At 34.5% G+C, this 23,549-nt stretch carries 25 protein-coding genes; 10 read left to right on the forward strand and 15 right to left on the reverse strand.

Going from position 1 to position 23,549, the window contains the following annotated elements:
- Nucleotides 1-110: 110 nt before the first annotated feature.
- Nucleotides 111-1,109, reverse strand: a complete 999-nt coding sequence (gene rlmF, locus D7004_RS15250; protein ID WP_123206700.1) for a 23S rRNA (adenine(1618)-N(6))-methyltransferase RlmF — start codon at nucleotides 1,107-1,109, stop codon at nucleotides 111-113.
- A gap of 138 nt (nucleotides 1,110-1,247) precedes the next feature.
- Nucleotides 1,248-1,559, reverse strand: coding sequence for a sigma factor (locus D7004_RS15255; RefSeq protein WP_123206701.1), 312 nt, complete (start codon nucleotides 1,557-1,559; stop codon nucleotides 1,248-1,250).
- A gap of 154 nt (nucleotides 1,560-1,713) precedes the next feature.
- Here D7004_RS15255 and D7004_RS15260 point away from each other — a divergent pair, with 154 nt between their 5' ends.
- The 3 genes from D7004_RS15260 to D7004_RS15270 are packed head-to-tail and all read left to right on the forward strand — an operon-like array spanning nucleotide 1,714 to nucleotide 4,560.
- Nucleotides 1,714-2,049 (forward strand): hypothetical protein, encoded by a 336-nt coding sequence (locus D7004_RS15260; protein WP_123206702.1) that lies wholly within the window; start codon nucleotides 1,714-1,716, stop codon nucleotides 2,047-2,049.
- 56 nt (nucleotides 2,050-2,105) lie between these two features.
- Entirely contained in the window at nucleotides 2,106-4,289 is a 2,184-nt protein-coding gene (locus D7004_RS15265; RefSeq protein ID WP_123206703.1) for a TonB-dependent receptor, read from the forward strand.
- Between the two features lie 55 nt (nucleotides 4,290-4,344).
- Nucleotides 4,345-4,560: a hypothetical protein gene (locus tag D7004_RS15270; protein WP_123206704.1), complete on the forward strand. Its 216-nt coding sequence runs from the start codon at nucleotides 4,345-4,347 to the stop codon at nucleotides 4,558-4,560.
- 67 nt (nucleotides 4,561-4,627) lie between these two features.
- Here D7004_RS15270 and D7004_RS21040 read toward each other — a convergent pair whose 3' ends face one another.
- Genes D7004_RS21040 through D7004_RS15280 form a run of 3 tightly spaced genes read right to left on the reverse strand, consistent with a single transcriptional unit; the run spans nucleotide 4,628 to nucleotide 5,542 of the window.
- Nucleotides 4,628-4,861, reverse strand: a complete 234-nt coding sequence (locus D7004_RS21040) for a hypothetical protein (protein WP_244214355.1) — start codon at nucleotides 4,859-4,861, stop codon at nucleotides 4,628-4,630.
- A gap of 17 nt (nucleotides 4,862-4,878) precedes the next feature.
- Nucleotides 4,879-5,217: an outer membrane beta-barrel protein gene (locus D7004_RS21045; protein WP_244214356.1), complete on the reverse strand. Its 339-nt coding sequence runs from the start codon at nucleotides 5,215-5,217 to the stop codon at nucleotides 4,879-4,881.
- Between the two features lie 28 nt (nucleotides 5,218-5,245).
- Complete coding sequence (locus D7004_RS15280) at nucleotides 5,246-5,542, reverse strand: hypothetical protein (RefSeq protein ID WP_123206705.1); 297 nt, start codon at nucleotides 5,540-5,542, stop codon at nucleotides 5,246-5,248.
- A 131-nt stretch (nucleotides 5,543-5,673) separates the two neighbouring features.
- Here D7004_RS15280 and D7004_RS15285 point away from each other — a divergent pair, with 131 nt between their 5' ends.
- Entirely contained in the window at nucleotides 5,674-6,822 is a 1,149-nt protein-coding gene (locus tag D7004_RS15285; RefSeq protein WP_123206706.1) for a tetratricopeptide repeat protein, read from the forward strand.
- Here the strand turns inward: D7004_RS15285 and D7004_RS15290 are convergent.
- The 4 genes from D7004_RS15290 to D7004_RS15305 all read right to left on the reverse strand — a co-directional run bounded on the left by D7004_RS15290 (nucleotide 6,814) and on the right by D7004_RS15305 (nucleotide 10,637).
- Entirely contained in the window at nucleotides 6,814-7,275 is a 462-nt protein-coding gene (locus D7004_RS15290) for a DUF4268 domain-containing protein (protein WP_123206707.1), read from the reverse strand. The two genes, D7004_RS15285 and D7004_RS15290, sit on opposite strands and share 9 nt — an antisense overlap.
- A gap of 15 nt (nucleotides 7,276-7,290) precedes the next feature.
- Nucleotides 7,291-7,884 carry a riboflavin synthase gene (locus D7004_RS15295; RefSeq protein ID WP_123206708.1) on the reverse strand — a complete coding sequence of 198 codons (594 nt, stop codon included), beginning with the start codon at nucleotides 7,882-7,884 and terminating at the stop codon, nucleotides 7,291-7,293.
- A gap of 12 nt (nucleotides 7,885-7,896) precedes the next feature.
- Nucleotides 7,897-9,381 (reverse strand): acetyl-CoA carboxylase biotin carboxylase subunit, encoded by a 1,485-nt coding sequence (gene accC, locus D7004_RS15300; protein ID WP_123206709.1) that lies wholly within the window; start codon nucleotides 9,379-9,381, stop codon nucleotides 7,897-7,899.
- Between the two features lie 230 nt (nucleotides 9,382-9,611).
- The gene (locus D7004_RS15305) at nucleotides 9,612-10,637 is read right to left on the reverse strand and encodes a threonine aldolase family protein (RefSeq protein WP_123206710.1); all 1,026 of its coding nucleotides are present in this window, start codon (nucleotides 10,635-10,637) and stop codon (nucleotides 9,612-9,614) included.
- Between the two features lie 218 nt (nucleotides 10,638-10,855).
- On the opposite strand from D7004_RS15305, the gene D7004_RS15310 reads away from it, so the two are divergent.
- Nucleotides 10,856-11,716, forward strand: coding sequence for a BadF/BadG/BcrA/BcrD ATPase family protein (locus D7004_RS15310; RefSeq protein WP_123206711.1), 861 nt, complete (start codon nucleotides 10,856-10,858; stop codon nucleotides 11,714-11,716).
- A gap of 173 nt (nucleotides 11,717-11,889) precedes the next feature.
- Here the strand turns inward: D7004_RS15310 and D7004_RS15315 are convergent, their stop codons facing one another.
- Nucleotides 11,890-12,579 (reverse strand): NUDIX hydrolase, encoded by a 690-nt coding sequence (locus tag D7004_RS15315; protein WP_123206712.1) that lies wholly within the window; start codon nucleotides 12,577-12,579, stop codon nucleotides 11,890-11,892.
- Between the two features lie 110 nt (nucleotides 12,580-12,689).
- Between D7004_RS15315 and pfkA the strand changes: the two genes are divergently transcribed.
- Genes pfkA through gap form a run of 3 tightly spaced genes read left to right on the forward strand, consistent with a single transcriptional unit; the run spans nucleotide 12,690 to nucleotide 15,529 of the window.
- Nucleotides 12,690-13,676: a 6-phosphofructokinase gene (gene pfkA, locus D7004_RS15320; RefSeq protein ID WP_123206713.1), complete on the forward strand. Its 987-nt coding sequence runs from the start codon at nucleotides 12,690-12,692 to the stop codon at nucleotides 13,674-13,676.
- 4 nt (nucleotides 13,677-13,680) lie between these two features.
- A complete protein-coding gene (locus tag D7004_RS15325; RefSeq protein WP_123206714.1) occupies nucleotides 13,681-14,523 on the forward strand; it encodes a hypothetical protein in 843 nt (280 codons plus the stop codon).
- Between the two features lie 7 nt (nucleotides 14,524-14,530).
- A complete protein-coding gene (gene gap / locus D7004_RS15330) occupies nucleotides 14,531-15,529 on the forward strand; it encodes a type I glyceraldehyde-3-phosphate dehydrogenase (RefSeq protein ID WP_123206715.1) in 999 nt (332 codons plus the stop codon).
- Between the two features lie 682 nt (nucleotides 15,530-16,211).
- On the opposite strand, the gene D7004_RS15335 is transcribed toward gap, so the two are convergent.
- The 5 genes from D7004_RS15335 to truA all read right to left on the reverse strand — a co-directional run bounded on the left by D7004_RS15335 (nucleotide 16,212) and on the right by truA (nucleotide 22,102).
- The gene (locus D7004_RS15335; RefSeq protein WP_123206716.1) at nucleotides 16,212-17,480 is read right to left on the reverse strand and encodes a dicarboxylate/amino acid:cation symporter; all 1,269 of its coding nucleotides are present in this window, start codon (nucleotides 17,478-17,480) and stop codon (nucleotides 16,212-16,214) included.
- A 54-nt stretch (nucleotides 17,481-17,534) separates the two neighbouring features.
- A complete protein-coding gene (locus D7004_RS15340; RefSeq protein ID WP_123206717.1) occupies nucleotides 17,535-18,368 on the reverse strand; it encodes a cyanophycinase in 834 nt (277 codons plus the stop codon).
- The gene (locus D7004_RS15345; protein ID WP_123206718.1) at nucleotides 18,368-19,393 is read right to left on the reverse strand and encodes an isoaspartyl peptidase/L-asparaginase family protein; all 1,026 of its coding nucleotides are present in this window, start codon (nucleotides 19,391-19,393) and stop codon (nucleotides 18,368-18,370) included. The genes D7004_RS15340 and D7004_RS15345 overlap by 1 nt, the downstream gene beginning before the upstream one ends.
- A gap of 56 nt (nucleotides 19,394-19,449) precedes the next feature.
- Nucleotides 19,450-21,219: an ABC transporter ATP-binding protein gene (locus tag D7004_RS15350; RefSeq protein ID WP_123206719.1), complete on the reverse strand. Its 1,770-nt coding sequence runs from the start codon at nucleotides 21,217-21,219 to the stop codon at nucleotides 19,450-19,452.
- A 133-nt stretch (nucleotides 21,220-21,352) separates the two neighbouring features.
- Nucleotides 21,353-22,102 (reverse strand): tRNA pseudouridine(38-40) synthase TruA, encoded by a 750-nt coding sequence (truA, locus tag D7004_RS15355; protein ID WP_208646864.1) that lies wholly within the window; start codon nucleotides 22,100-22,102, stop codon nucleotides 21,353-21,355.
- A 138-nt stretch (nucleotides 22,103-22,240) separates the two neighbouring features.
- Between truA and D7004_RS15360 the strand changes: the two genes are divergently transcribed.
- A complete protein-coding gene (locus tag D7004_RS15360) occupies nucleotides 22,241-22,708 on the forward strand; it encodes a DUF4293 domain-containing protein (RefSeq protein WP_167459512.1) in 468 nt (155 codons plus the stop codon).
- 308 nt (nucleotides 22,709-23,016) lie between these two features.
- The gene (locus D7004_RS15365) at nucleotides 23,017-23,469 is read left to right on the forward strand and encodes a hypothetical protein (protein WP_148042818.1); all 453 of its coding nucleotides are present in this window, start codon (nucleotides 23,017-23,019) and stop codon (nucleotides 23,467-23,469) included.
- Nucleotides 23,470-23,549 lie beyond the last annotated feature (80 nt).

Genomic DNA, 23,549 nt, shown 5'->3' on the forward strand with positions numbered 1-23,549 from the left:
ATTTGCAATAGAATCTTTTTAAGGAAATCCTGTAAGAATATCAGAGGAGTAATAATTAAAAGTGTTTTTTTTACAAATGTCAATCTTTCTTTTACTTCAGTATGATAAGTTTAAATACTTTTATCTTCAGTTTTTATTTTTGGTTCAACCTTCCAACTTTTAGCCCATTCAGCTTGTGCGGCTTCGTCTTGGAATGTCCATGCTACAAACCGACTAACTTTTTGTCCTTGAGACATTTGAACCGTTGTAACTTCGAAAGCTTTTGCTTTAATTAAAGCACTGTAAATGCTTTTTAGGTTTGCGCTTTTAGAAACTAATGATGTAAACCACAAACACTGATTGGCAATTTGTGCACTTTGAATAATCATTTGTTCAACAAAGGCACGTTCACCACCTGGGCACCAAAGTTCTGCTTTGTTTCCACCAAAGTTTAAAACATGCTTTACTTCCTTTTCGGCACCGCCTAAGTTGCGCCATTTTTGCCGTGTACCCTGTTCTGCTTCTTTTAAAGATGCATGAAAAGGTGGGTTGCAGATGGTTACATCAAATCGTTCTTTTGCACCAACAACACCTCTAAAAATACCCATTTTTGATGGTTGTAATCGAATTTCTACTGCATCTTGCAATGGTTTGTTAGCATCGATAATACGCTTTGCAGATTCGACAGAAAGTGGATCTATTTCAGAGCCAACAAAGTTCCATCCATATTCCTGGTGACCAATAATTGGATAAATACAATTTGCACCAACACCAATATCTAAAACTTTTATTGTGTTTCCCTTTGGTAATTTACCTTTATTGCTTGAACCTAATAAATCAGCTACATAATGAATGTAATCCGCTCTTCCCGGTATTGGTGGGCAAAGATAATCTTTAGGAATATCCCATTGAGGTATGTTATAAAAGTGCTTTAATAAAGCTTTATTCAAAGCCTTTACAGCATTTTGATCTGCAAAATCTATAGAATCATCGTCGTGATCATTTTTAAAAACGAAACGTTTTAATTCTTTTGATGAACCGATAAGTTGTTTGAAATTGTAACGCGAACGATGTTTGTTGCGTGGGTGTAACTCGCTTTTTTCTGAGCGAGTATTTTCTTTTTGAGCCAATGTGATATGGATTAATTAAACAAGCTGTGTGCTTATTTCTAATGCAAAGGTACAGAAAAGAGTTGGGGTTATTGTTTTAGAATTTGTTCGGGAAAGATTCAAGTTTAGCTTGAAAGATTCTTTTAGTACAAATGAAAGCTAAATGTTGGATGTCAATTTAATAGCAATTCTATTAAGCCAGGTAAACATTTTACATTTACTTTCATCAAATGTAGATATGGTTTCCCAAGCTTGAGAAAAAGTCTTTTCTAATATTAAATCACATTTACTTTTATCGTTAAGAATGCGTGAAATAGTACCATAAATTGCTGGTGCGTAATACTTGTAAAAGGCTTTAAAAGTTTCTTTATCCTTTGATTTGAGTTTTGAAATAGAAATTTTGTTTGCAGATAACCAGAAAGTTGATGGCGATTGTTCCAAAATTTGGCTGTTATTAAGTGATATCTGCATTACTTGGTTATTTCATTTATTTAAACAACACAAACACTTATATTTTGTTTACCGCAATTAAGTTTAAAGAAACAACCGCCAGGAATATATAATCATAAGGTTTAACAGGTTGATTCCAAAATTTTAATAAAGAGTTTGTACATTTGCAGAACTAATGAAAATTTTAACCAGTTTTTTAAATATCTGCTTAATTGTAATGTCTTGCATGTCTTGCGAGGATTTTACAGATTTTGTTAGTGCGGATAAACTACAGGATTCTATTTCAATAGAACAAAATAAAAATCACGCCATTGCAGATAATTGTTCTCCACTTTGCACCTGCAATTGTTGTGGACAACCTTTGGTATTTAGCCTAAAATCTTCTAAAATAAATATTGTTAAATCAGAAAAAATGAGTCAAAACTCGCCAGAGTATATTAATTCATTTGCTTCTGATTATTTAGATACTATCTGGCAACCGCCCAAAATGGAAATGAATATTTTCGGATAATTCATAATCATTACTGTTTTCGCAGTATAAAATATTTCATTTTCAAAAAAATTTAAATGCAAAAATTACTTTTAATTTTATGTGTATTTCTATGCACATCAACTACTTACGCACAAAAAATTTTTAAAGTTGTAATCAAATCAGAAGAAAACAAATTGGCTTTGCAGGGAGCAACAATAAGTATAATCGGTTCCTCTGTAAAAGCAATTTCAAATGAAATTGGTGTAGCAACATTAACAAACATACCCGATGGAAAACAAACCATTAAGATTAATAATATTGGATACAATGAAAAAACAGTTACCGTTACTTTTCCTGTAAATCAACAAACAGCTTTAGAAATATTATTAACACCATCTGAAGATGAACTTGAAGAAGTTATCATTTCATCGACCAGAACAAGCAGAACAATTCAAAATACGCCAACACGTGTAGAAACAATAGAACTGGAAGAGATTGATGAAAAAAGCAATATGCGACCTGCAAATGTTTCTATGATTTTGCATGAAAGTACCGGGATTTCTGTTCAACAAACATCGGCTACTAGCGGTAACGCCAGCATTAGAATACAGGGATTAGACGGCAGATATACACAGCTTCTAAAAGATGGGTACGCTAGTTTTGGCAACTTTGCAAATGGCTTGAGTATTCTCGAAATACCACCTTTGGATTTAAGTCAGGTTGAAATTATAAAAGGCCCGGCATCTACGCTTTATGGTGCGGGTGCAATTGCTGGGGTGGTAAATTTTATTTCCCGAACGCCAAGAGAAAAAGCAGATTATAATTTTATCGTTAATCAATCTAACGTTGGGCAAACCAACATTGGAGGCTTTGCAATGAGCAGAAATAAGAAAGTAGGCTACAGTTTACTCGCATTGGCAAACTTTCAAAAGCCTTATGATGTAGATAAAGATGATTTTACAGAACTTCCAAAATCCAAGGATTTTACCATTCATCCTAAACTTTTCCTCTATCCAAATGAAAGAACAACGTTAATTATCGGCAATGCTTTCACCACAAGTGATAGAACTGGAGGCGATATTTTCTTGATTAGAGATGGTAAATCAGCAGAACATACTTATTTCGAAAACAACAAAACGATTAGAAATACTTCCACGCTGGATTATAGTTTGAAATTAGATGAACGAGATTTGTTTCGGGTAAAAACTAGTTTTAATTACTTCAAAAGAAATATTGGTATACCTGATTATACTTTTAAAGGCAATAATTATAACGCTTACACCGATATTAGCTACTTAAAAAATATTAAAAACCAAAGCCTAATATTTGGCGGAAACTTGGTTTATGATGATTTTAGAGATGAAAAACAATCACTATCGAAAAGTTTTAAAACTAAAACTGCAGGCTTATACTTTCAACATACTTGGGATGCAACAGAAAAACTAAAACTAGAAAGCGGCATTAGAACTGACCTGGTAAATTATTTTAACAGTTTGTATAAAAACACAGACTTTTTTGTTTTACCACGGGTTTCTGCTTTATATAAATTTAGCGATAAGTGGAGTTCGAGGATAGGCGGTGGTCTTGGTTATAAAACACCAACCCTCTTTACCGAACAAACTGAAACATTTCAATACCAAAATTTATTACCGTTGAATGGTGTACAATCAGAGAAAAGTTATGGCGGAACTGCAGATGTGAATTTTAAAACCAATATTGGAGAAGATTGGTTGATAAGCTTAAATCAAATGTTTTTTTATACCCGAATAAGCAATTCAACAATTCTGTTGCAGGATGCAAATGCTAACTTTTTCTTTACTAACACCTCATTTCCGGTAAACAGTTTGGGTTTTGAAAGTAATGCAAAAATTATCTTTAAAGAATACTTTAAGCTTTTTGCCGGATACACCTTTACCAATGCAAAAGCAGACTATTTGCCTGTTATCCAAGACATTCGGCTGTTACCTAAAAACAGATTAAATCTTGCTTTACTTTACGAAAAAGAAAGAAATTTTAAACTTGGGTTAGAAGGTTATTTTACGGACAGACAGTATTTATACAATAATTTTCAGACGCCATCTTACTGGGAATTTGGCTTTATGGCCGAAAAAGTATTTGGTAAAATTTCCATCTTTATAAACGCTGAAAACTTTACAGATACAAGGCAAAGCAAATACAAAAGCGTTGTTAATGGTTCACATAACAACCCAACCTTTGATGACATTTGGACACATACCGAAGGCAGAACTTTTAACGCTGGAATTAAACTGAAATTATAATTCTAAAACGATTCTGATTTGTAGGTGTTTAATTAGAAAACTTAAATCATCTACCATGGAAAATCAAGATTATAATTTAACTGCAGAACAAGATGTAGCAGCTTTTGATACTGCTACAATAGGTATTACCAATACTTACGAACCCGATCCAAAAGATAAAGAACAAGATGACGAAACCGAATATACTGAAGATGAAGTTGAATACGCTGATGGAGAAGGAACTTTATTAAATGAAGAATTTAATGAAGAAGACGAGGATGAAGAACAGTAAAATCTAATTAAAAAAAAAGGGGCAAAAACTATTTAAGTTTTTGCCCCTTTTTCTATTTATGGGTAATTTAAAATATACGGTAACCTAATCTGATGGTAAACAAATTAAGTTTTGTTGGTGGGTAACCATCTTTATTTAATTTAGATAATCCCAATTCGTATCTAGCATCGATGCTTAACTTTTTGATATCTAAACCGGCACCAAATTGCCATGAAATAGCTTGATCTTTAAAATTACCACTAAAAACATTTCCAGTAGCCTGACCAATGCTTTGTTTGTTATCTAAAATTAAAGAAAACATTGGTCCGGTATTAATTCTCAAACCAACACCCGCAGCTCCAAATTTGTTCCTATTAACAATGGCACATCCAAACTGGTAAATTTTACTTCATTAACTAAACCAGTTGCATCACTAATCAAGTTTGTTTTCTTACCAGAAATGTAAAGTTCTGGCTGGAAAAAAATTCCCCCTCCACCTACTCTTGCCCATAAGCCGCCGTAAAAACCGGTCCTGTTATCACTACTAAAAGTATTTTCGGTATCAAACTTAGAAAAGTTAGCACCTGCTTTTACCCCTAGTTGGAATGTAGGCAGTATTTGTGCACTTGCACAAAAGCCTACAACTATGCAGGCAACAAATAGATAGATTGATTTCATAACAATAGGGATGATTTAAGGTTATAGATTAGCTAGTTGCATCATTAATTGCTTGTTGCTCTTTTAAAGCATCTACATTGTTTTTATCTCCAAAGTTTTCTGTTTTATCAGCAAAGTATTGAAGTATTGCAGTAATGGTATCTAAGTTATCAGCAACTCTTTGGTGCATATCAGGTAAATCATTTTCTAAGCGTTTATCACCTAGTTCTATGTTATCTACTTCGATTTTACCAATTTTTTGAATAAGTGCCTGGTTAGAATTTTGTAAATCTTCTAATTCACGCACAATCTTCTCCATTAACTCAAACTTTTCTAAAGTATTCATAGCTTCTTATTTTAATTATTAATTGTTTTATTAATAACCCGTAACAAGTCGATTTTGTTTTTGTTTGAAAAACTTTAAAATCTATTTGGAAGTTAAAAGAATAACTAATAAATTAGTTAAAATTAATTTCTATGAAAACCTTTGCTTCGCTTCTGCTTTTTATGCTGATATCTTCAGTATTATTTGCTCAGGAAAACTCATCATTAGATAAAGAGAAACTTTTTGATTATTACCAAAATCAAAAATATGCGGAAGCAGCGATATATTTAAAAAGTATTTATGGAGAAGATATTTCTGATGTTATAAAACTCAGTCAACTAGGTTATTGCTACTTAATGAGCGGCAATACCGCTGAAGCAGAAAAATACTACGCTAAAGCAAATACTATAAAACCAAATAATTTACCTACGCTATTTAGTTTAGCCAGCATTAATTGGAGAAGAGGCAATGCCGATAAGGCTAAGCTATATTATGGTGAAATTGTTAAGATAGACAGCAACAATTTTACGGTTTATAAATTACTTGCAGATATCCTAACCACAAAAGATTCTTTGCGCTCGGTTTACTTAATAAAAGCGAATAAACTAAATCCAACAGAGGCTGATGTTGCTTATGATTTAGCTGACGTATATATTGGTTTACAAAAGCATGCGATAGCCTACAAAGTTTTGAATATTACAATTGATGCTGATTCAGGTAATATTATTCTAAAAAAAGCAATACTGCCAGTAGCCAATTTTTTGAAAAAGTATGATGAAGTAATTTTATCAGGAGAAAAGATTTTGCAGGTAGATCAGGATGCTTTGGTTATTAAAGATGTTGCAAAGGCATATTATTTCACTAAAAACTACGACAAAGCCATCGCAAAATTTAAGCTTTTAGAAACTTTGGCGATGCAAAATGAAGCTACACTTTATTACACATCTTTAAGTTATAGGGCATTAAAAAACTATCCTGCGGCAATTGCTTACACAAAAAGAACTATCGAAGAAGGAATTTCTACCAATACATCAAATTACTATGCCCTACTCGGATTGGTTTATGAAGAAAGCGATAAACTTGCATTGGCAAACTCCGCATACAAAAAGGGATTAGAATTTAAAGCTGAACCAAATATTTATTACAGGCTTGCGCTTCTTTACGATTTGAAATATAAACAAATAAAACAAGCTAGTAAATATTACAGCTTGTATTTAAAGAGTAAGCCAAATCCCATCAAAGACAAGGATGAGATTAAATACGTTAAAAGTAGAATGGAAGAACTTAAAATTTCAGACTAAATCTTCGAATACTGGTTTTACATTATCCCAAAATTCGTCAAGAAGTATTAAACGAGGTTTAAAAAAAGAAATCAGTTGTGGCCAATGCTGCTGGTTGTAGATATTTACACCATCGAGTGAAGCAGATATTAAACTAATTGTTTTGCCATAGTCATCTGTAGTATTTTCTATCCAATCCCATGGCTCATTCATAGCATTGCCAAACATCAACTTAAATTCTTCAAACTGATTAAAAATTAAATTCCTGATGTCAGCGTCTTGATGCGTAAGCTGAATGGATATTACCGCACTTTTATTTGTCACATCCATTTTAAAAAAGATGTTTTTTACGCCGGTTTTGTAGTTGATCCAATTTACCGGATAACCTGTTACCGATGGTACAGGTTTCATGTACTGACCAAAGCTTATCCAAAACTGCTGTCGCAAATGTGCGGCTTCATCCTTACTATACATGCTGAATGGAAGACATTAAGAAATAGTTTTCCCCATTAAACGGGCAACATATTTTCCTATGATATCGAATTCTAAATTAACTTTATCGCCAACAAATACATCTTGCAGATTGGTATGTTCGAAGGTATAAGGAATAATAAAAACAGAAAACTCATCTTCGGCAGAATTAACTACTGTTAAACTTATACCGTTAACACATGCAGAGCCTTTTTCTACGGTTACATTTCCTAAAGATGCATCATACTTAAATCTATACTCCCAACTTCCATCAAGCTCTTCTCGTTTTACGCAAACTGCAGTTTGATCTACATGACCCTGAACGATGTGACCATCTAAACGAGCATTCATTTGCATACAACGCTCAAGGTTAACTTTGCTGCCAACTTTAAGACTACCTAAACTTGTTTTCCTCAAGGTTTCATCTATAGCAGTTACCGTATGAGTGCTATCATTTAAGGATACCACAGTTAAGCATACGCCATTATGCGCCACACTTTGATCTATTTTTAAATCACTACTAATTGGAGATGATATGGTATAATGAACATTGGTTTGCTCTGTATGAATGGCAGTTATTTCGCCAAGCGTTTCTATAATTCCGGTAAACATGTTTAAGCTATTCTAAAATTGTAATCTGTTTTTTCTCCAATCGGAAGAAATTTTCGCACTTTCTTTTACTGCTGAAACTTCGGCTTTTTTACTAAATAAATTTGAGGCAATAATTCCAGCTACTATAGCTTCCGTTTCATCTTCCATTTTTAAACTGCCTGCATTAAAATATTTATTAACAAAATGCGTATCAAAATTGCCGGTTCTAAAAGCTTCATGCTGCATTACAAATTTACCAAAACCCAAAGTAGTTTCTATCCCTGTAATCTCATATTCTTCAATCGCTCTAATCATTCGCTCTATTGCTTCCGCTCTATCTTTTCCAAATGTGATAAGTTTTGCAATCATTGGGTCGTAATAGATTGGTATTTCCATACCCTGCTCAAAGCCATCATCAACCCTTACGCCATTTCCTTTAGGGGTTTTGTATGTTTGCAAAGTTCCAATATCAGGCAAAAAATTATTATTAGGGTCCTCAGCATATACGCGTAATTCTACAGCGTGACCATTAATTTTTAAATCATTTTGAGTAAAACTTAACTTTTCTCCAGACGCAATTTTAATTTGCTCTTTCACTAAATCAATGCCTGTAATTAATTCTGTTACCGGATGCTCTACTTGCAATCTGGTATTCATTTCCAGAAAGAAAAAATCCAGGTTTTCGTCTAAAATAAATTCTACAGTACCTGCCCCGGTATAATTTACAGATCGAGCTACATCTACAGCACACTTGCCCATCTGTTGCCTAATTTCTTCTGTAAGCACAGCGGATGGAGCCTCTTCAACTACCTTTTGATGGCGGCGTTGCACGGAACATTCGCGTTCAAAAAGGTGGACGATGTTACCATGTGTATCGCCCAAAACCTGTATTTCTATATGTCGTGGTGAAGTTACATACCGTTCGATAAACACAGCGCCATCACCAAACGCTGATGTAGCTTCACTAACTGCAAGCTGCATTTGCTCCTCAAAATCTTCAACCCTTTCTACGATGCGCATTCCTTTTCCACCACCACCTGCCGCAGCTTTAATCAAAATCGGAAACCCAACTTCAACGGCACGTTGCTTCGCTTCATTTACATCCTGAATGGCCTCTTCAGTACCTGGAACCATCGGAATATTGTATTTAAGTGCCGCAGCTTTAGCCGATAATTTGTTGCCCATGGTTTCCATAGCTTCTGGCGACGGACCGATTAAAATTAATCCCGCATTGGCAACCATTTTAGCAAAACCAGCATTCTCTGATAAAAAACCATAACCGGGATGAATGGCTTCGGCACCTGTTTTTTTACAAGCATCGATAATTTTTTCGCCCAAAAGGTAACTTTGATTAGAAGGCGGCGGACCAATACAAACTGCCTCATCGGCGTAACGTACATGCAGAGCGTCACGATCAGCATCAGAATATACGGCTACAGTTTTGATACCCATTTCCTTCGCCGAACGCATAATACGCAAGGCGATTTCTCCGCGATTGGCTATAAGAATTTTCTTCATTAGTATTTAGTTGGTTAGTTTTTTAGGTGGTTGGTTTGTTAGCTTGTTGGTTTTTTAGGTGGTTAGTTTTTTGGATAGATGGTCGGTTGGTTGGTTTGAATCGGCACTATTAAGTCCTGATTTGCAATTCTCAACCTCTGCCTCGAACTTAACCTCGATCTCGACCTCAACCTCATCCTCAATCTCAACCTCATCCTCAATCTTAACCTCAATCTCAACCTCATCCCACCCTAACGCAAATGTAATATTATTTCTATCGCTTGATCAATCATTGAAGGGCTAATATCCAAATGTGTTACCAACCTTACCGTGCTAGAACTGGTTGTGTTGCTTAGTAATCCCTTTTCTTTAAACTGATGAACCACCTTTTCTGCTGAGCCTTGCTCCACCTCAAAAATTACAATATTGGTTTCAATCGGCATAACCGATTTTACATAGCTTGTTTTAGCCAGCGCAGAAGCCAAACTTTTAGCATGATGATGATCTTCCTGCAAACGATTTACATGATTATCCAATGCATAAATTCCGGCTGCAGCTAAAAAACCCGCTTGCCTCATCCCACCTCCAAAAGCTTTTCGAATCTTTCTGGCTTTGTGAATTGTTGCCTTGCTACCCAATAAAACAGATCCGACAGGCGCACCCAAACCCTTAGATAAACAAACTGAAATACCATCAAAATATTTCCCATATTCATGTGCATTATCACCAGTTGCAGTTAACGCGTTAAATATTCTGGCTCCATCCAAATGTAGTTTTAAACCCTTTATATTGCATAAATAATGAATGGCAGCAATTTGCGATATGTTGTAGCAACTTCCTCCACCTTTATTTACGGTGTTCTCTAAAACAACTAAGCTCGAATTTGGATAATGAATATTATCTTCATTAATTTCTGGCTCAATTAATTCAGGTGTTAAAATTCCGCGTTGGCCATGCAATAACCTTACGGATGCAGCAGAATGAAATGCAATTCCACCAATTTCATATCGATAAACATGCGCCGTTTGGTCGCAAATTACTTCATCCATTGGCTGCGTAAAACATTTAATACCGATTTGGTTTGTCATTGTTCCCGAGGGGCAAAATAATCCTGCCTCCATATTAAACATACCTGCAAGCTTTGCTTCCAAATTATGAACCGTTTCGTCTTCACCAAAAACATCATCGCCAACTTTTGCATTCATCATTGCATCAAGCATTCCTGCTGTTGGTTTGGTAACCGTATCGCTCCTAAAATCTATTATTTGATTGTTCATTGATATAAAATTTATAAAATATAGCTCATTTTAAAAATAAGACCAATATCTTTTATGGTATAATTTTAATGTTTTGAGCGCATTAAACCGCTTATATAGTGTATTTTTTACACACTTATATTTAAACAACAACAAATTGTTAAAAAATTATTAAAAAAAAGGATACAAAATATAAGAGTTTTTATACTTTTATCGTGCTAAAACCAAAAATATAAAAAATGATAGTAATTGCAGACGGTGGATCAACCAAAACAAATTGGTGCTTGATTAACGAGGCCGGCAGAAAAATTTACTTTAATACCGAAGGTTACAATCCATATTTTTCAAAAGGAGAATATATTGTACAATCTTTAAACGAAACTCTTCCAGACCACTTGGAAAGAGAAAAGTTAACGGCGGTTTATTACTATGGTGCAGGTTGCTCTACGCCAAGTAACAAAAAAATTGTTGCCGATGCCATGAAACAAGTTTTCACTAATGCAGAAATTTTTGTTGGTCATGATTTACTAGCTTCTTGCCGGGCACTTTTGGGTAACGAGCCCGGATTTGCTGCTATTTTAGGTACAGGAACCAATTCATGTTTATATGATGGAAATGATATTACTTTAAATATTGATTCGCTGGGTTATTTTTTGGGTGATGAAGGTAGCGGTTCTTATATCGGAAAACGCATTTTAGGCGATTATATGAAAGGTTATATGCCGAAAGGTTTAAGAGAAGCTTTTTATGATAATTACGCTCTAACCAACGAAGATATTTTCGATAACATTTATAACAAACCATTGCCAAACCGTTTCTGCGCAAGTTTTAGTAAATTTTTATACGATTTTAAAGATAGCTACGAAGATTATACTTACAAAACAATCGATTATGCATTCACTGCATTTTTCGAAGCTTTGGTTATTCACTACCCTAACTATAAAGATCACAAATTAAATTGTGTGGGTTCTGTAGGTTACAGTTTCCGCGATATTTTAAGTATTGTTGCAGACAGATATGAAATGGGTGTAGGGAAAATTATCCGCTCGCCAATAGATGACTTAGTGCATTACCACATGGAATTATCTCCGAAGGGATAAAATAGTTCATTAGTCATTGGTTCATTAGTCATTGGTAACCAAAAATGCCCGCTTTGATGTTTCAAAACGGGCATTTTACGTTGGTATCTAGGCCTTAGCAATATTATAGATCTTTACTTAATACCTGATACTAAATACTTGATACTAAATACCTGATACTTAATATTCTCTACTTAAAAAGAAATCTCTTTGCCGAAAAGTTTGGCGTATTTTCTCTTATCAAACTTATAAAGCGTTGCTGCTCTGTACGAAACACCTTTTTGTTTCTCATCAAGTTCTTTTAAAACACCAAAACTTACTATCTTCTTTCTAAAATTACGCTTATCTAATTTTTTACCTAAAACCAATTCGTAAACATGTTGTAATTGAGTTAGGGTAAATTTTTCTGGCAATAATTCAAAAGCAATTGGCTGATGCTTTATTCTACGCTTAATTTTCTCTAAACCTTTATCGTATATTTTTTGATGATCGAAAGCTAGTTTCGGCAAAGAAGTGATTGGAAGCCAATTGGCTTGCTTTGCATAAGTACTTACTGGTCGTAAATCTTTATCTCCGCCTAAACGGATTAAAGCATAATATGCAAGTGTAATTACTCTACCTTGAGGGTGTCTTCCAGGGTCGCCGAAAGCATAATATTGTTCCATGTAAATGCCACGGAGTCCGGTAAGTTCGTATAAAATTCTGGCAGCAGATTGATCTAAACTTTCGTCAGCCCCAACTATATTACCAGGCAGTGCCCACCAATCTTTAAAAGGTTCTTCATTTCTTTCGATAAGTAAGATTTTCAATTCTTTACCATCAAAACCAAACAGCACACAGTCAATGGAGAAAACGGAATCTAAATGAGGTAAAATTTGTTCCAAAGTAAATTTTAGTTAATTTAAGCGTTAAAGGTATGACTTTCAATATTAAGTAAAAAAAATAAAATAAATTACTTAGTGTAGAAAATACACACTATATTCGTACTACGAAGATGAAACCAAATATTAAAAATATAGCTGTACTTACTTCAGGGGGCGATGCTCCCGGCATGAATGCTGCGATTAGAGCGGTTGTTCGTACAGGAATTTACCATGGCATCAACATGTTTGGTGTTATGCAAGGCTATCAGGGTTTAATTTCCAACAATATAAAACCAATGGATGCCCGTTCTGTAAGCAATATTTTACACTTGGGCGGAACGATATTAAAAACTGCCCGATGTTTAGAATTTAAAACAGATGAGGGACAAGAAATTGCATACAAGCATTTAGAAGCTAATGATATTGATGGGTTGGTGGTTATTGGCGGCGATGGAACTTTTACGGGTGCAAAACGTTTCGGCGAAACGTTCGGTGTAAAAGTTATCGGCATACCGGGAACCATTGATAACGACTTAAGCGGTTCTGATTTTACTTTAGGATACGATACCGCAATAAATACGGTAATAGAAGCAATTGATAAAATTAGAGATACGGCTGATGCACATGACCGATTGTTTTTTATCGAAGTTATGGGTAGAGATTCTGGCTGTATCGCACTTAGAAGTTCTATTGCAAGCGGAGCTGAAGCAGTTTTACTGCCTGAAGTTGAAACCAGCGTTGATGATTTAATTCAAAAACTAGCCTTAGGTGCTGCAACTAAAAAATCATCGAGCATTGTTATTGTTGCCGAAGGACATAAGCAAGGTGGTGCTTACGATATTGCTAAAAAGGTTAAAGAAACATTCGATCATTATGATACGAAGGTTACTATTTTAGGTCACCTGCAAAGAGGTGGAAGCCCAAGCAGTTTCGATCGTATTTTAGGAAGCAGATTGGGTTATGCAGCAGTAAACGCATTAATTGCTGGCGAAAGCGCTCAAATGGTTGGTTTAAGAGGAAACGAGATAAAATTAACAAGTATAGAAGATGCTTTATCAAATCACTCATTCAAATTAGAAGATGATTTGATGGAAATGACGGAGGTTTTATCTATTTAAAATAATGGTAGCGGTTGTTTATAGCGGTTCGAGAACGGCATTCTGGAAATTAACACAAAATGGGGTCGTTGTGGCACATTGCAATACATCAGGGATAAACCCTTGCTTTGTTGATGCAAAAACCATTCTGCAAATTTTAAATAAAAAGGTAACACTGGTAAACAACGCCGAAAATATAAAGAAAATATACTTTTTTGCTGCAGGTGCATCATCTACAGAACGTAAAAACGAGTTGGCTAAAACTTTATCATCATTTTTTAGATATAGCAAAGTTGTTGTAGAAAATGATTTATTTGGAGCCGCAAAAGCTGCATGTTATGATAAATCAGGCATTGTAGCTATGTTGGGAAGCGGTTCAAATTGCGCTTATTTTGATGGCAAAAACCCCCTGACGAACAACTTTGGTTTAGGGTATATTTTAGGTGATGAAGGCTCGGCAAATTATTTAGGCAAAATGCTTTTAAAAAGTTTTCTAAATAAAAAATTGCCGAAAGACTTAGAAACCAAATTTATTGGAGCGTATAATCTGGATAGATCTCAAGTTTTCGAAAGAATTTACAATAAACCGCAGGCTAATATTTTTTTAAGTTCTTTTTTTGATTTTTTTATCCAAAACAATAAACATGGTTTCATTATAAGAATGGTTGATGATGGGTTTGAAAAGCATTTTCAAACTTGTATATTACCAATGGTTGAACAGTACCCAGATGAAGATTTACATTTCGTTGGTACAGTTGCGGCAGAATTTGAAGATAGATTAGCACATACAGCAGAAAAGTATGATATTAAGATAAAAAGCATTATTAAAGAACCAATACTTAATTTATTAAAACATTACATTAATTAACAAAACAATGAGCAAAATTGGAATAAACGGCTTTGGCCGTATTGGCAGACTGGTTTTCAGAGCTGCTTTAAAGAGAGGTTTAGATATCGTAGCAATAAATGACTTAATTGAGCCAGATTATATGGCTTATATGTTAAAGTACGATACAACTCACGGCAAGTTTGATGGTACAATTGAGGTTGTTGATGGAAATTTAGTTGTAAATGGTAAAACAATTCGTGTAACTGCTGAACGCAATCCTGCTGATTTGAAATGGGATGCTGTTGGTGTTGAAGTTGTTATCGAATCAACTGGATTATTTTTAACTCGTGCTGATGCTGAAAAACACATTGCAGCAGGTGCCAAGAAAGTAGTTTTCTCTGCTCCGGCAAAAGATGGTGATATCCCTACTTATGTTATGGGCGTTAACCATGATAAATTAACTGCAGATCAAACTATCGTTTCAAATGCATCTTGTACTACAAACTGTTTAGCACCAATTGCTAAAGTTTTAAACGATAACTTCGGTATTGTAGAAGGTTTAATGAGCACAATCCATGCGGTAACTGCAACACAAAAAACTGTTGATGGTCCATCTGCAAAAGACTGGAGAGGTGGCCGTGGTGGTTTCTCTAACATTATTCCTTCATCTACAGGAGCTGCAAAAGCAGTAGGAATGGTATTACCAGAATTGAAAGGAAAATTAACAGGTATGTCTTTCCGCGTTCCGGTTGCTGATGTTTCTGTTGTAGATTTAACGGTTCGTTTAGAAAAACCAGCAACTTACGAAGAAATTAAAGCTGCTATGAAAGCTGCATCTGAAGGTGAATTAAAAGGTGTACTAGCTTATACTGAAGATGAAGTTGTTTCTTCTGATTTTATCGGTGATGACCACGCATCTATTTTTGATGCAAAAGCAGGTATCTCATTAAATGATAATTTTGTTAAGGTTGTATCTTGGTACGATAACGAATGGGGTTATTCATCTGCACTTGCTAAGTTCGTAGAATATTACGCAAGCTTATAATATTTAACCACAATTAGTATATATAAAAGGCTCCAATTTGGAGCCTTTTTATTTTAGTAACATTTTTGGTTACGATTGATATTATTAATTTAACATACTTTAACGTTTAACTTTAAATAAAACTTTAGTATAATCGTTTAAGTACAACAGAACAACAATAAAACAGGGATTAATTTTAAAATTTTGAGATAATCAGTATAATTTTTCAAATTCTGTACATATTATACCATGAATTGATAATATTTAATAATAAATGAACAGATTTTGGACCTATATTTGTAATACAACTACAATTATTAGCAAAACCTTTTAAAAAAAGAATTGTAAATAAAAAATGACAAAATAAATACTTAAAAAATTGTTAGTGTATTTTTTACACTAAGAAAATTTTTACTATATTTGTAAAGTAATAAACGGAGATAGTTTATTCAGTTAAAAAAGATAAATCATTTTCTTGAAATGCATTAAGCACCGATAGAGAATTTAAGACAAAGCCTGGCTCATAACAGGTTTATATTTGGTTAGAAAAAAAGGAGACGCTTGGATAAGGTCTCCTTTTCTTATTTACCACTGTTTTGTTTTTAAGTATATTTTCTAATTCGATATTTATTGTTCCAGATTATGTTGTGAAATTTGAAATTGTGTACGTAAATACTGTTTATATATTTATGAGTAATAACAATTAATCTTCCTCTCCCCTTTCTATTGCCGCTGGCTGTATGGCTTTGTAATACTTTGCTTCATCAAATTGATTTTCGCTTTTAGCAATAACAATTGTAGCTACACCATTACCGATAACATTTGTAATTGCTCTTGCTTCGCTCATAAAACGATCTACGCCTATTAATATGGAAATATGTTCAATGGGCATTATTTTAAGTGCCGTTAAAGTAGAAACTAATACAATAAAACCACTACCCGTAACACCCGCAGCACCTTTCGAAGTAACCATTAATACGCCGAGCACAGTAATTTGCTGCCCTATTGATAAATCGACATTAAAAACCTGGCAAAGAAAAATTACCGCCATTGCTAAATAAATCGCCGTACCGTCTAAATTAAATGAATAACCTGTCGGGATAACCAAGCCTACCACCGATTTATCGCAGCCAATGTCTTCCATTTTTTGCATCATGCTTGGAAGTGCAGATTCCGAAGACGATGTCCCTAATACAATTAATATTTCCTGTCGAATAAATTTAAGATACTGCCAAAGGCTAAATTTATAATACCTACAGATGCCGTTTAGCACAATAAAAATAAACAAAATACAGGTTAGATAAACAGATCCCATAAGCTTCGCCATACCAACTATACTTTGCAAACCATGTGTACCAATACTAAAAGCCATTCCGCCGAATGCTCCGATTGGCGCCAAACGCATTATTAACTTCATTATTTTAAACAGCACTTTCGAAATTTTATCAAAAGCATTTAAAACTGAAGTTCCGTCGCCGCCCAATTTATTTAAACCATAGCCAAAAAGGATTGCAAATAGCAATACCTGTAAAATATTTCCTTCTGCAAAAGCAGCAAATACATTATGTGGAATAATATGCAGAAAAAATTCTGCCCAGTTCATATCCTTGGCTTGCTCAGCATAACCAGCAATTTTTGTTGCATCACCTGCTTTAGCAACCATACCAGCACCAGGTTTTAGAACATTGGCAACCAATAAACCTATGGCAATGGCAACTGTACTAACGATTTCGAAATACAAAAGTGCTTTTCCTCCAACGCGACCAACTTTCTTCATATCGCCCATGTGTGCGATACCCAAAACAATAGTAAAAAAGATAATTGGTGCTATTAACATACTTATCAGGTTAATAAAACCCTGACTGATAAGTTTCGCAGTTGGCGCAAACTCAGGAAAATAAGCACCTACAAGGATGCCTATTGTTATGGCAACTAAAACCTGAAATGTTAAATTGGAAAGGATGGATTTCATTTTATGTATTTAGAAAATGAAATATAGAATTATTTTTTGTGTTGAAAAAATGAATTAAGGTAAGATGTCAATTACATCGCCTGCGGTAAAAATTCCAAAATCTGCCTGGTTAAATTTTAACAAACCCTTTTCAGTTTTCGTCAATGCTATCGGTTTTGCAAATCTAATTACCTGACTATCGCCCGCTACCATAGCTTTAGCGTTGTGAACAATAATGGCTGTGCCTTCATCAATACCAATACAAATCATTTTTGGATGTGCAGCTAGTGCAGATATTAATCGGTTATATCGGTTACGTTTTAAAAAGTGTTGATCAATTATGGTATTTTCCAGCAAACCCATGCCTTCCTCAAATTCTATATTCTTATCCCATAGTTTATTAAATGTTTCTTTATAAACCGTATCCAATAGTTGTTTGCCGGTAATCATGTACTTACTCATAACAGCTGCACCTGCGCTAGTCCCGGCAATAGTAGACCCATTTTTATATGCTTTATGAATCGCATCATAAACAGGTGTGTTTAAAACCGTCTTCATGAAACGAATTTGGTCGCCACCTAAAATGTAAATTAACTTTGCTGCTGATAATGAATCAATCCAGTTTTTATCGTTAACATCATGTTTGCTAAAATTGAAGTTTTTAACCTGGTGGTTATCAATTTTATTCATTTGCGCTGAAAAACTTTTAAAACCAGAATCAGGTATGGTACTTGCCATCGGCAAAACAATAATATAATCGCCTGATTTTAAATTGGCAGTTTGGAGCATTTGCTTCATTAGCGCATCAGAACGGTTTCCACCGCCAATAATAAATAGGTTGCCTTTATTTTGAGCATAAGTGCCAAAAGAAATTGCAAGCAGAAAAAGCAATAAAAGCTGTTTTTTCATTATTTGTAAATGCTTACTTCTATTTTACCATCGGCTGTAATGGTTCCGCGATACATACCCTCTGTATTAAATGGCATGGCAACATTACCTTTCTTATCTAATGCGATTAAACCACCATCGCCACCCATTTTCCCTACTTTATCTAATGCAATTTTTGATGCTTCATTAACCGATAAACCTTTGTATTCCATTAAATCAGAAATGGTTTTAGCAACCACATTACGAATGTAAAATTCGCCCCAACCCGTGCAAGAAACGCCTGCAGTTTCATTGTTACAATACGTTCCTGAACCAATAATTGGTGCATCACCAACTCGACCGTATTTTTTGTTTGTCATGCCGCCTGTAGATGTTCCGGCCGCTAAATTACCTGCCTTATCTAAAGCTACACAACCAACAGTACCAAATTTATAATCGTGATTTTTGATACCCAAAAGCTCTGACTTTTTATTTCCATGGTCTAAAACAGCTTTAGTAGAATCTTCTTTTATCGCCCGTTGCAAACCATCCCAACGTTCTTTAGTCCAGAAATATTTAGGATCTACAATTTCCAAACCTGCTTCCTTTGCAAACTGATCGGCACCAGAACCAACCATCATCACATGCTCTGATTTTTCCATAACTGCTCTGGCTGCTGAGATTGGGTTTTTTACCGTAGTTACACCAGCCACCGAACCCGCCATTAAAGTTTTTCCATCCATAATTGCGGCATCGAGTTCATTACGACCATCATGGGTAAAAACTGCACCTTTACCTGCATTAAAATGCGGATCGTTTTCTAAAATATGAATGGTTGCTTCAACGGCATCAAGACTACTTTTACCCGATTGAATTTGAGCATAACCTGCCTTTAAAGCCTGTGTTAAAACAGCTATATATGCAGCTTCCTTTTCGGGTGTCATATTTTTTTTCAGAATGGTTCCTGCGCCACCGTGAATAACCATAACATATTTTTTCTGTTGAGCAGAAATGTTAAGGGTTAGTAATGAGAAAAATAGGATTGCAAATAGCTTTAATGACTTCATCTTCGAATTGAGTTTAAGAAGATGGTAAATTAAGAATTTCTTGCGGATAATTGTAGCTATACTTTCGCTATTCCAGATGATGAAAACTGCAAATCGTATAATCTTTTGTAATAACCGTTAAGTTTTAACAATTGCTGGTGCGTACCCTTTTCTTTAATCTCACCTTTATCTAAAACAATAATCTGGTCGGCTTTTTGGATGGTAGATAACCGATGGGCAATTACTATTGAAGTTCTGCCATCCATTAAATTATCAATTGCTTTCTGAATGAGTAATTCAGTTTCGGTATCAACTGATGATGTGGCTTCATCCAAAACCAAAATGGCAGGATTGTGAACCAAAGCCCGTATAAAAGAGATGAGCTGTGCTTGTCCGGCAGAAAGCGTTGCTCCTCTTTCCATAACATTATACTGATAGCCTCCAGGAAGTCGCTCAATAAAATCGTGTGCACCTACTTTTTTAGCGGCATCTACAACCTCTTCAATTTTTATCTCAGGATTATTTAGTGTGATGTTATTCAGAATTGTATCAGAAAACAAGAAAACGTCCTGAAGAACCGTTGCAATATGGCTTCGTAAATAATCGAGTTTGAAATCGTGGATATCAATTCCATCTACCGTTATATCTCCTTTTTGAACCTCATAAAAACGATTAAGAATATTTATGGTTGATGATTTACCTGCACCAGTTGCCCCAACCAAAGCTACGGTTTCGCCGGCCTTAACACTGAATGACAAATCTTTGAGTACAAAATTTTCATCATTATATGCAAACCATACGTTTTTAAACTCTATGTTGCCTTGAAGTTTTTCTGGCGCAATGGTTCCAGAATCAGGCGTTCTTTCATCGGTATCTAAAACTTTAAATACACGTTCGGCGCCAACCATACCCATTTGTAGCGTATTAAATTTATCTGCCAGTTGGCGTATTGGCGTGTAAACCATCCCCAAATACATGATAAAGTTTGTAATAGTTCCCGGCGATACATCTAGCGGTTTTTCTAAAATGCTTTTAGAACCATACCAAATCAACAACCCTAAAGACATTGCCGAAATTAATTCTACAACAGGAAAAAATATCGAATAGTACCAGTTTGAGCGAATGTTTGCATCACGATACCTTTTGTTTATGGTATTAAATTTCTTAAATTCCTGCTCCTCTCTGGCAAAATACTGCACAATAGAAACTCCGGTAATATGTTCTTGCAGAAAAGTATTTAGATTGGAAACTTCCATTCTGATTTCCTGAAAAGCCACTTTTATTGATTTTTGAAATTTCCTTGTTGCGATAATTAATAATGGAATAGGCAGCAAAACCACTATTGTTAATTGCCAATCTATGTAAAGCATCCATCCAACAATTACTACTACTTGTAGCGAATCGCCAATCATAGAAATTAATCCCTCTGAAAAAATATCTGCAATGGTTTCCAAATCAGATACGGTTCTGGTAATTAGCTGACCAATTGGTGTTTTATCGAAATATTTTAATTTGAGTTTAGTAATGTGGTTAAATACAGAAATACGCAAATCTCGAATAACTGACTGACCTAAAGTATTGGTAGCTAAAGTTTGGCTGTACTGGCAAATGGTTTGAAGTAAAAGAATGAAAATGAGGATAAATGTCATCCTTTCTAAACCGCTGTAATCGCCATTTAAAATAAATTTATCTAAAGTATAACCTATTAAAAAAGGACGAATTGGAGAAATTGCAGCCAGCAAAACTGTTAATACCACCGACCAAATAAATATGACACGATAAGGCCTTACATATTTAAAAATACGTTTCAGCAATCCTGTGTTATATACTTCGCCTGTTACTGCCATTTGTCTGTTTTCGGTTGTCTGTTGTCTGTTTTCCGTTGTCGGTTTAGAAGTTGTTTCGGTTAAAGGTTTATTTGATTAAATCTTTTTTTGAACCCAGACTGGTAACTGACAACTGGTAACTGACAACTGATATCTATATATAATCGTATTCTACTTTTACTAAATATAAGCCACAAGCAGGAACTGATTGACCGGCTTTGCTGCGATTTTTGCTTTCTATAATTGCTTTAAAATGTTCTATGTTTATTTCGCCTTTACCAATTTCTACCAAAGTACCCATTATTGCCCGAACCATATTTCTAAGAAATCTATCAGCTTCGATGGTGAAAACCATGCCATCACTTAATTGTTCAAAATCAGCTTTTACAATTTTACAATTATTGGTAAAAGTTTGCGTATTTGACTTACTGAAACAAGAAAAATCAGTATAATTTAATAATTCCTTCGCGGCTTGATTCATCAAATTTACATCCAACTTATCTTTAACTAACCACGAACGATTTAGTTTAAAAGGATCTTTCTTAAAATGAATGTAATATTTGTAAGCCCTAGAGGTGGCGTCAAATCTGGCATGCGTATCATTAGCAACTGGAATAATGTGATAAGCTGCAATTTGATAAGGCAACATGGCATTTATACCTGCAACTGCCGCCAAAACCTTTTCTTCTGCTATATTTTCTACATCAAAATGTGCGTAAAATTCTGTTGCGTGTACGCCCGAATCTGTTCTGCCGCAGCCCAGCGTTTCAATTGGCTGCCTAAAATAAGTTGACATAGCTTTATCCAACAACTCCTGAACTGTAATTGCATTCGGTTGCATTTGCCAGCCATGATATAGGCTACCATCGTATGCAATTTTTATGAAATACCTTTTTTTACTCAAAGCGATGCAAAAATACGTTTTCGAAGATTAAGGAACAAAGTAAATATAAAGGGGCAACGATTAAAGAACAAAGATTAATACATGTTCTTTTATCCTCCAAATAAAAAATCTAAATTTGCCGAAATCATATTATTTATCATGATACAAAGAGTACAATCTATCTGGCTGTTTTTAGCGGCAATCGTTTTGGTTTTAATGTTATTTTTGCCGGTTTTAACCAAAGAGAATAAGACCGTAGAAACTTCTATACATACTGTTGGTTTATATCAGGATGTGGTTGGCAAACCTGGTCCGGGTTTATTGAAAGAACAATTTACACCATTATTAATCACAAATATAGTAGTAGCACTTCTTTGTTTTGTAAACATTTTTAACTTTAGAAAAAGAGCCTTACAAAAGCGAATTGCTATATTATCCATCATAGCAATTGGTGCATTTGCTTTTTGGTGCAGTATTTTTGCTCAGAAACTTCCTGGTGGAATTGATGGCGCACATTTTGATTTCGGGGCATATTTACCAGCAATTTCCATTCTATTCTGCGTATTAGCAATTTTCGGCATAAATAAAGATGAAAAATTAATACGCTCGGCTGAAAGATTGCGATAAATAAATTCTAAAAAACTTTCCTCAAATATATTAAAGTAAAGAAAAAATAGAGTTCTTCATTTAAACGGTCTTTACCTAATTTTGGTGGAAACAACCGACAAAATGTGATTTTTGGAAACATGGCCAATTTTACGCTTCCGATCAGTTTTCCTTTTTTCCTGGGGATTTTATTTTATATTTAGGGTATCCAGGGTTAATATAAAAAAATGGTTATCCCAATAACTTCAATGGTCGAATTCAAAAAAGTCATTCATATTCTTTTAATGCTATCAATCGTACAATTAATGGCATGCACTAATGAAAAAAATATGATAATTAACAAAACAGAGGTCATGCATGGCTCTTTTACTGTAGAGGAAGATGATGTTGGACCACCTCCTCCAAATTTTGTTTCACGTTTTAAAACAGTGAATGAATGGCTAACATTTACCGCTGAAAATGATAAGCCAAAAAAAGCAATATTTGAGTATCAATTTGATGTTTTCGAAGGAGAGAATGATTACACGCTTTGCTTAACTGGTATAAATACTTACGATGTATCAAAAACCTATCAAAGAGCTAAAATTGAATTTATGCCCTCAGAGATGTACTTTCCGATACCTTTAAATGACTACAAGGGATTAACAAAAGCCCAGGTTTTTGATTATTTAACAACTCAATTAGATGGATTTTTGAAAAGCAGTAAATTTAAAAACTCTTATTTTTCGAAAGCAAAATCTATCAAAACTGGTTGGAAAGGTGAAATCTGGTCGAACAAATAAAAATTAAATCTTCAACTCATTAAAAATCAATTATTTCACATAAAAAAGTATTTACCTAACCATCAGTAAAATACGGAATA

This window comes from Pedobacter jejuensis (assembly GCF_003725795.1).
GTDB classification, from domain to species: Bacteria; Bacteroidota; Bacteroidia; order Sphingobacteriales; family Sphingobacteriaceae; genus Pedobacter; species Pedobacter jejuensis.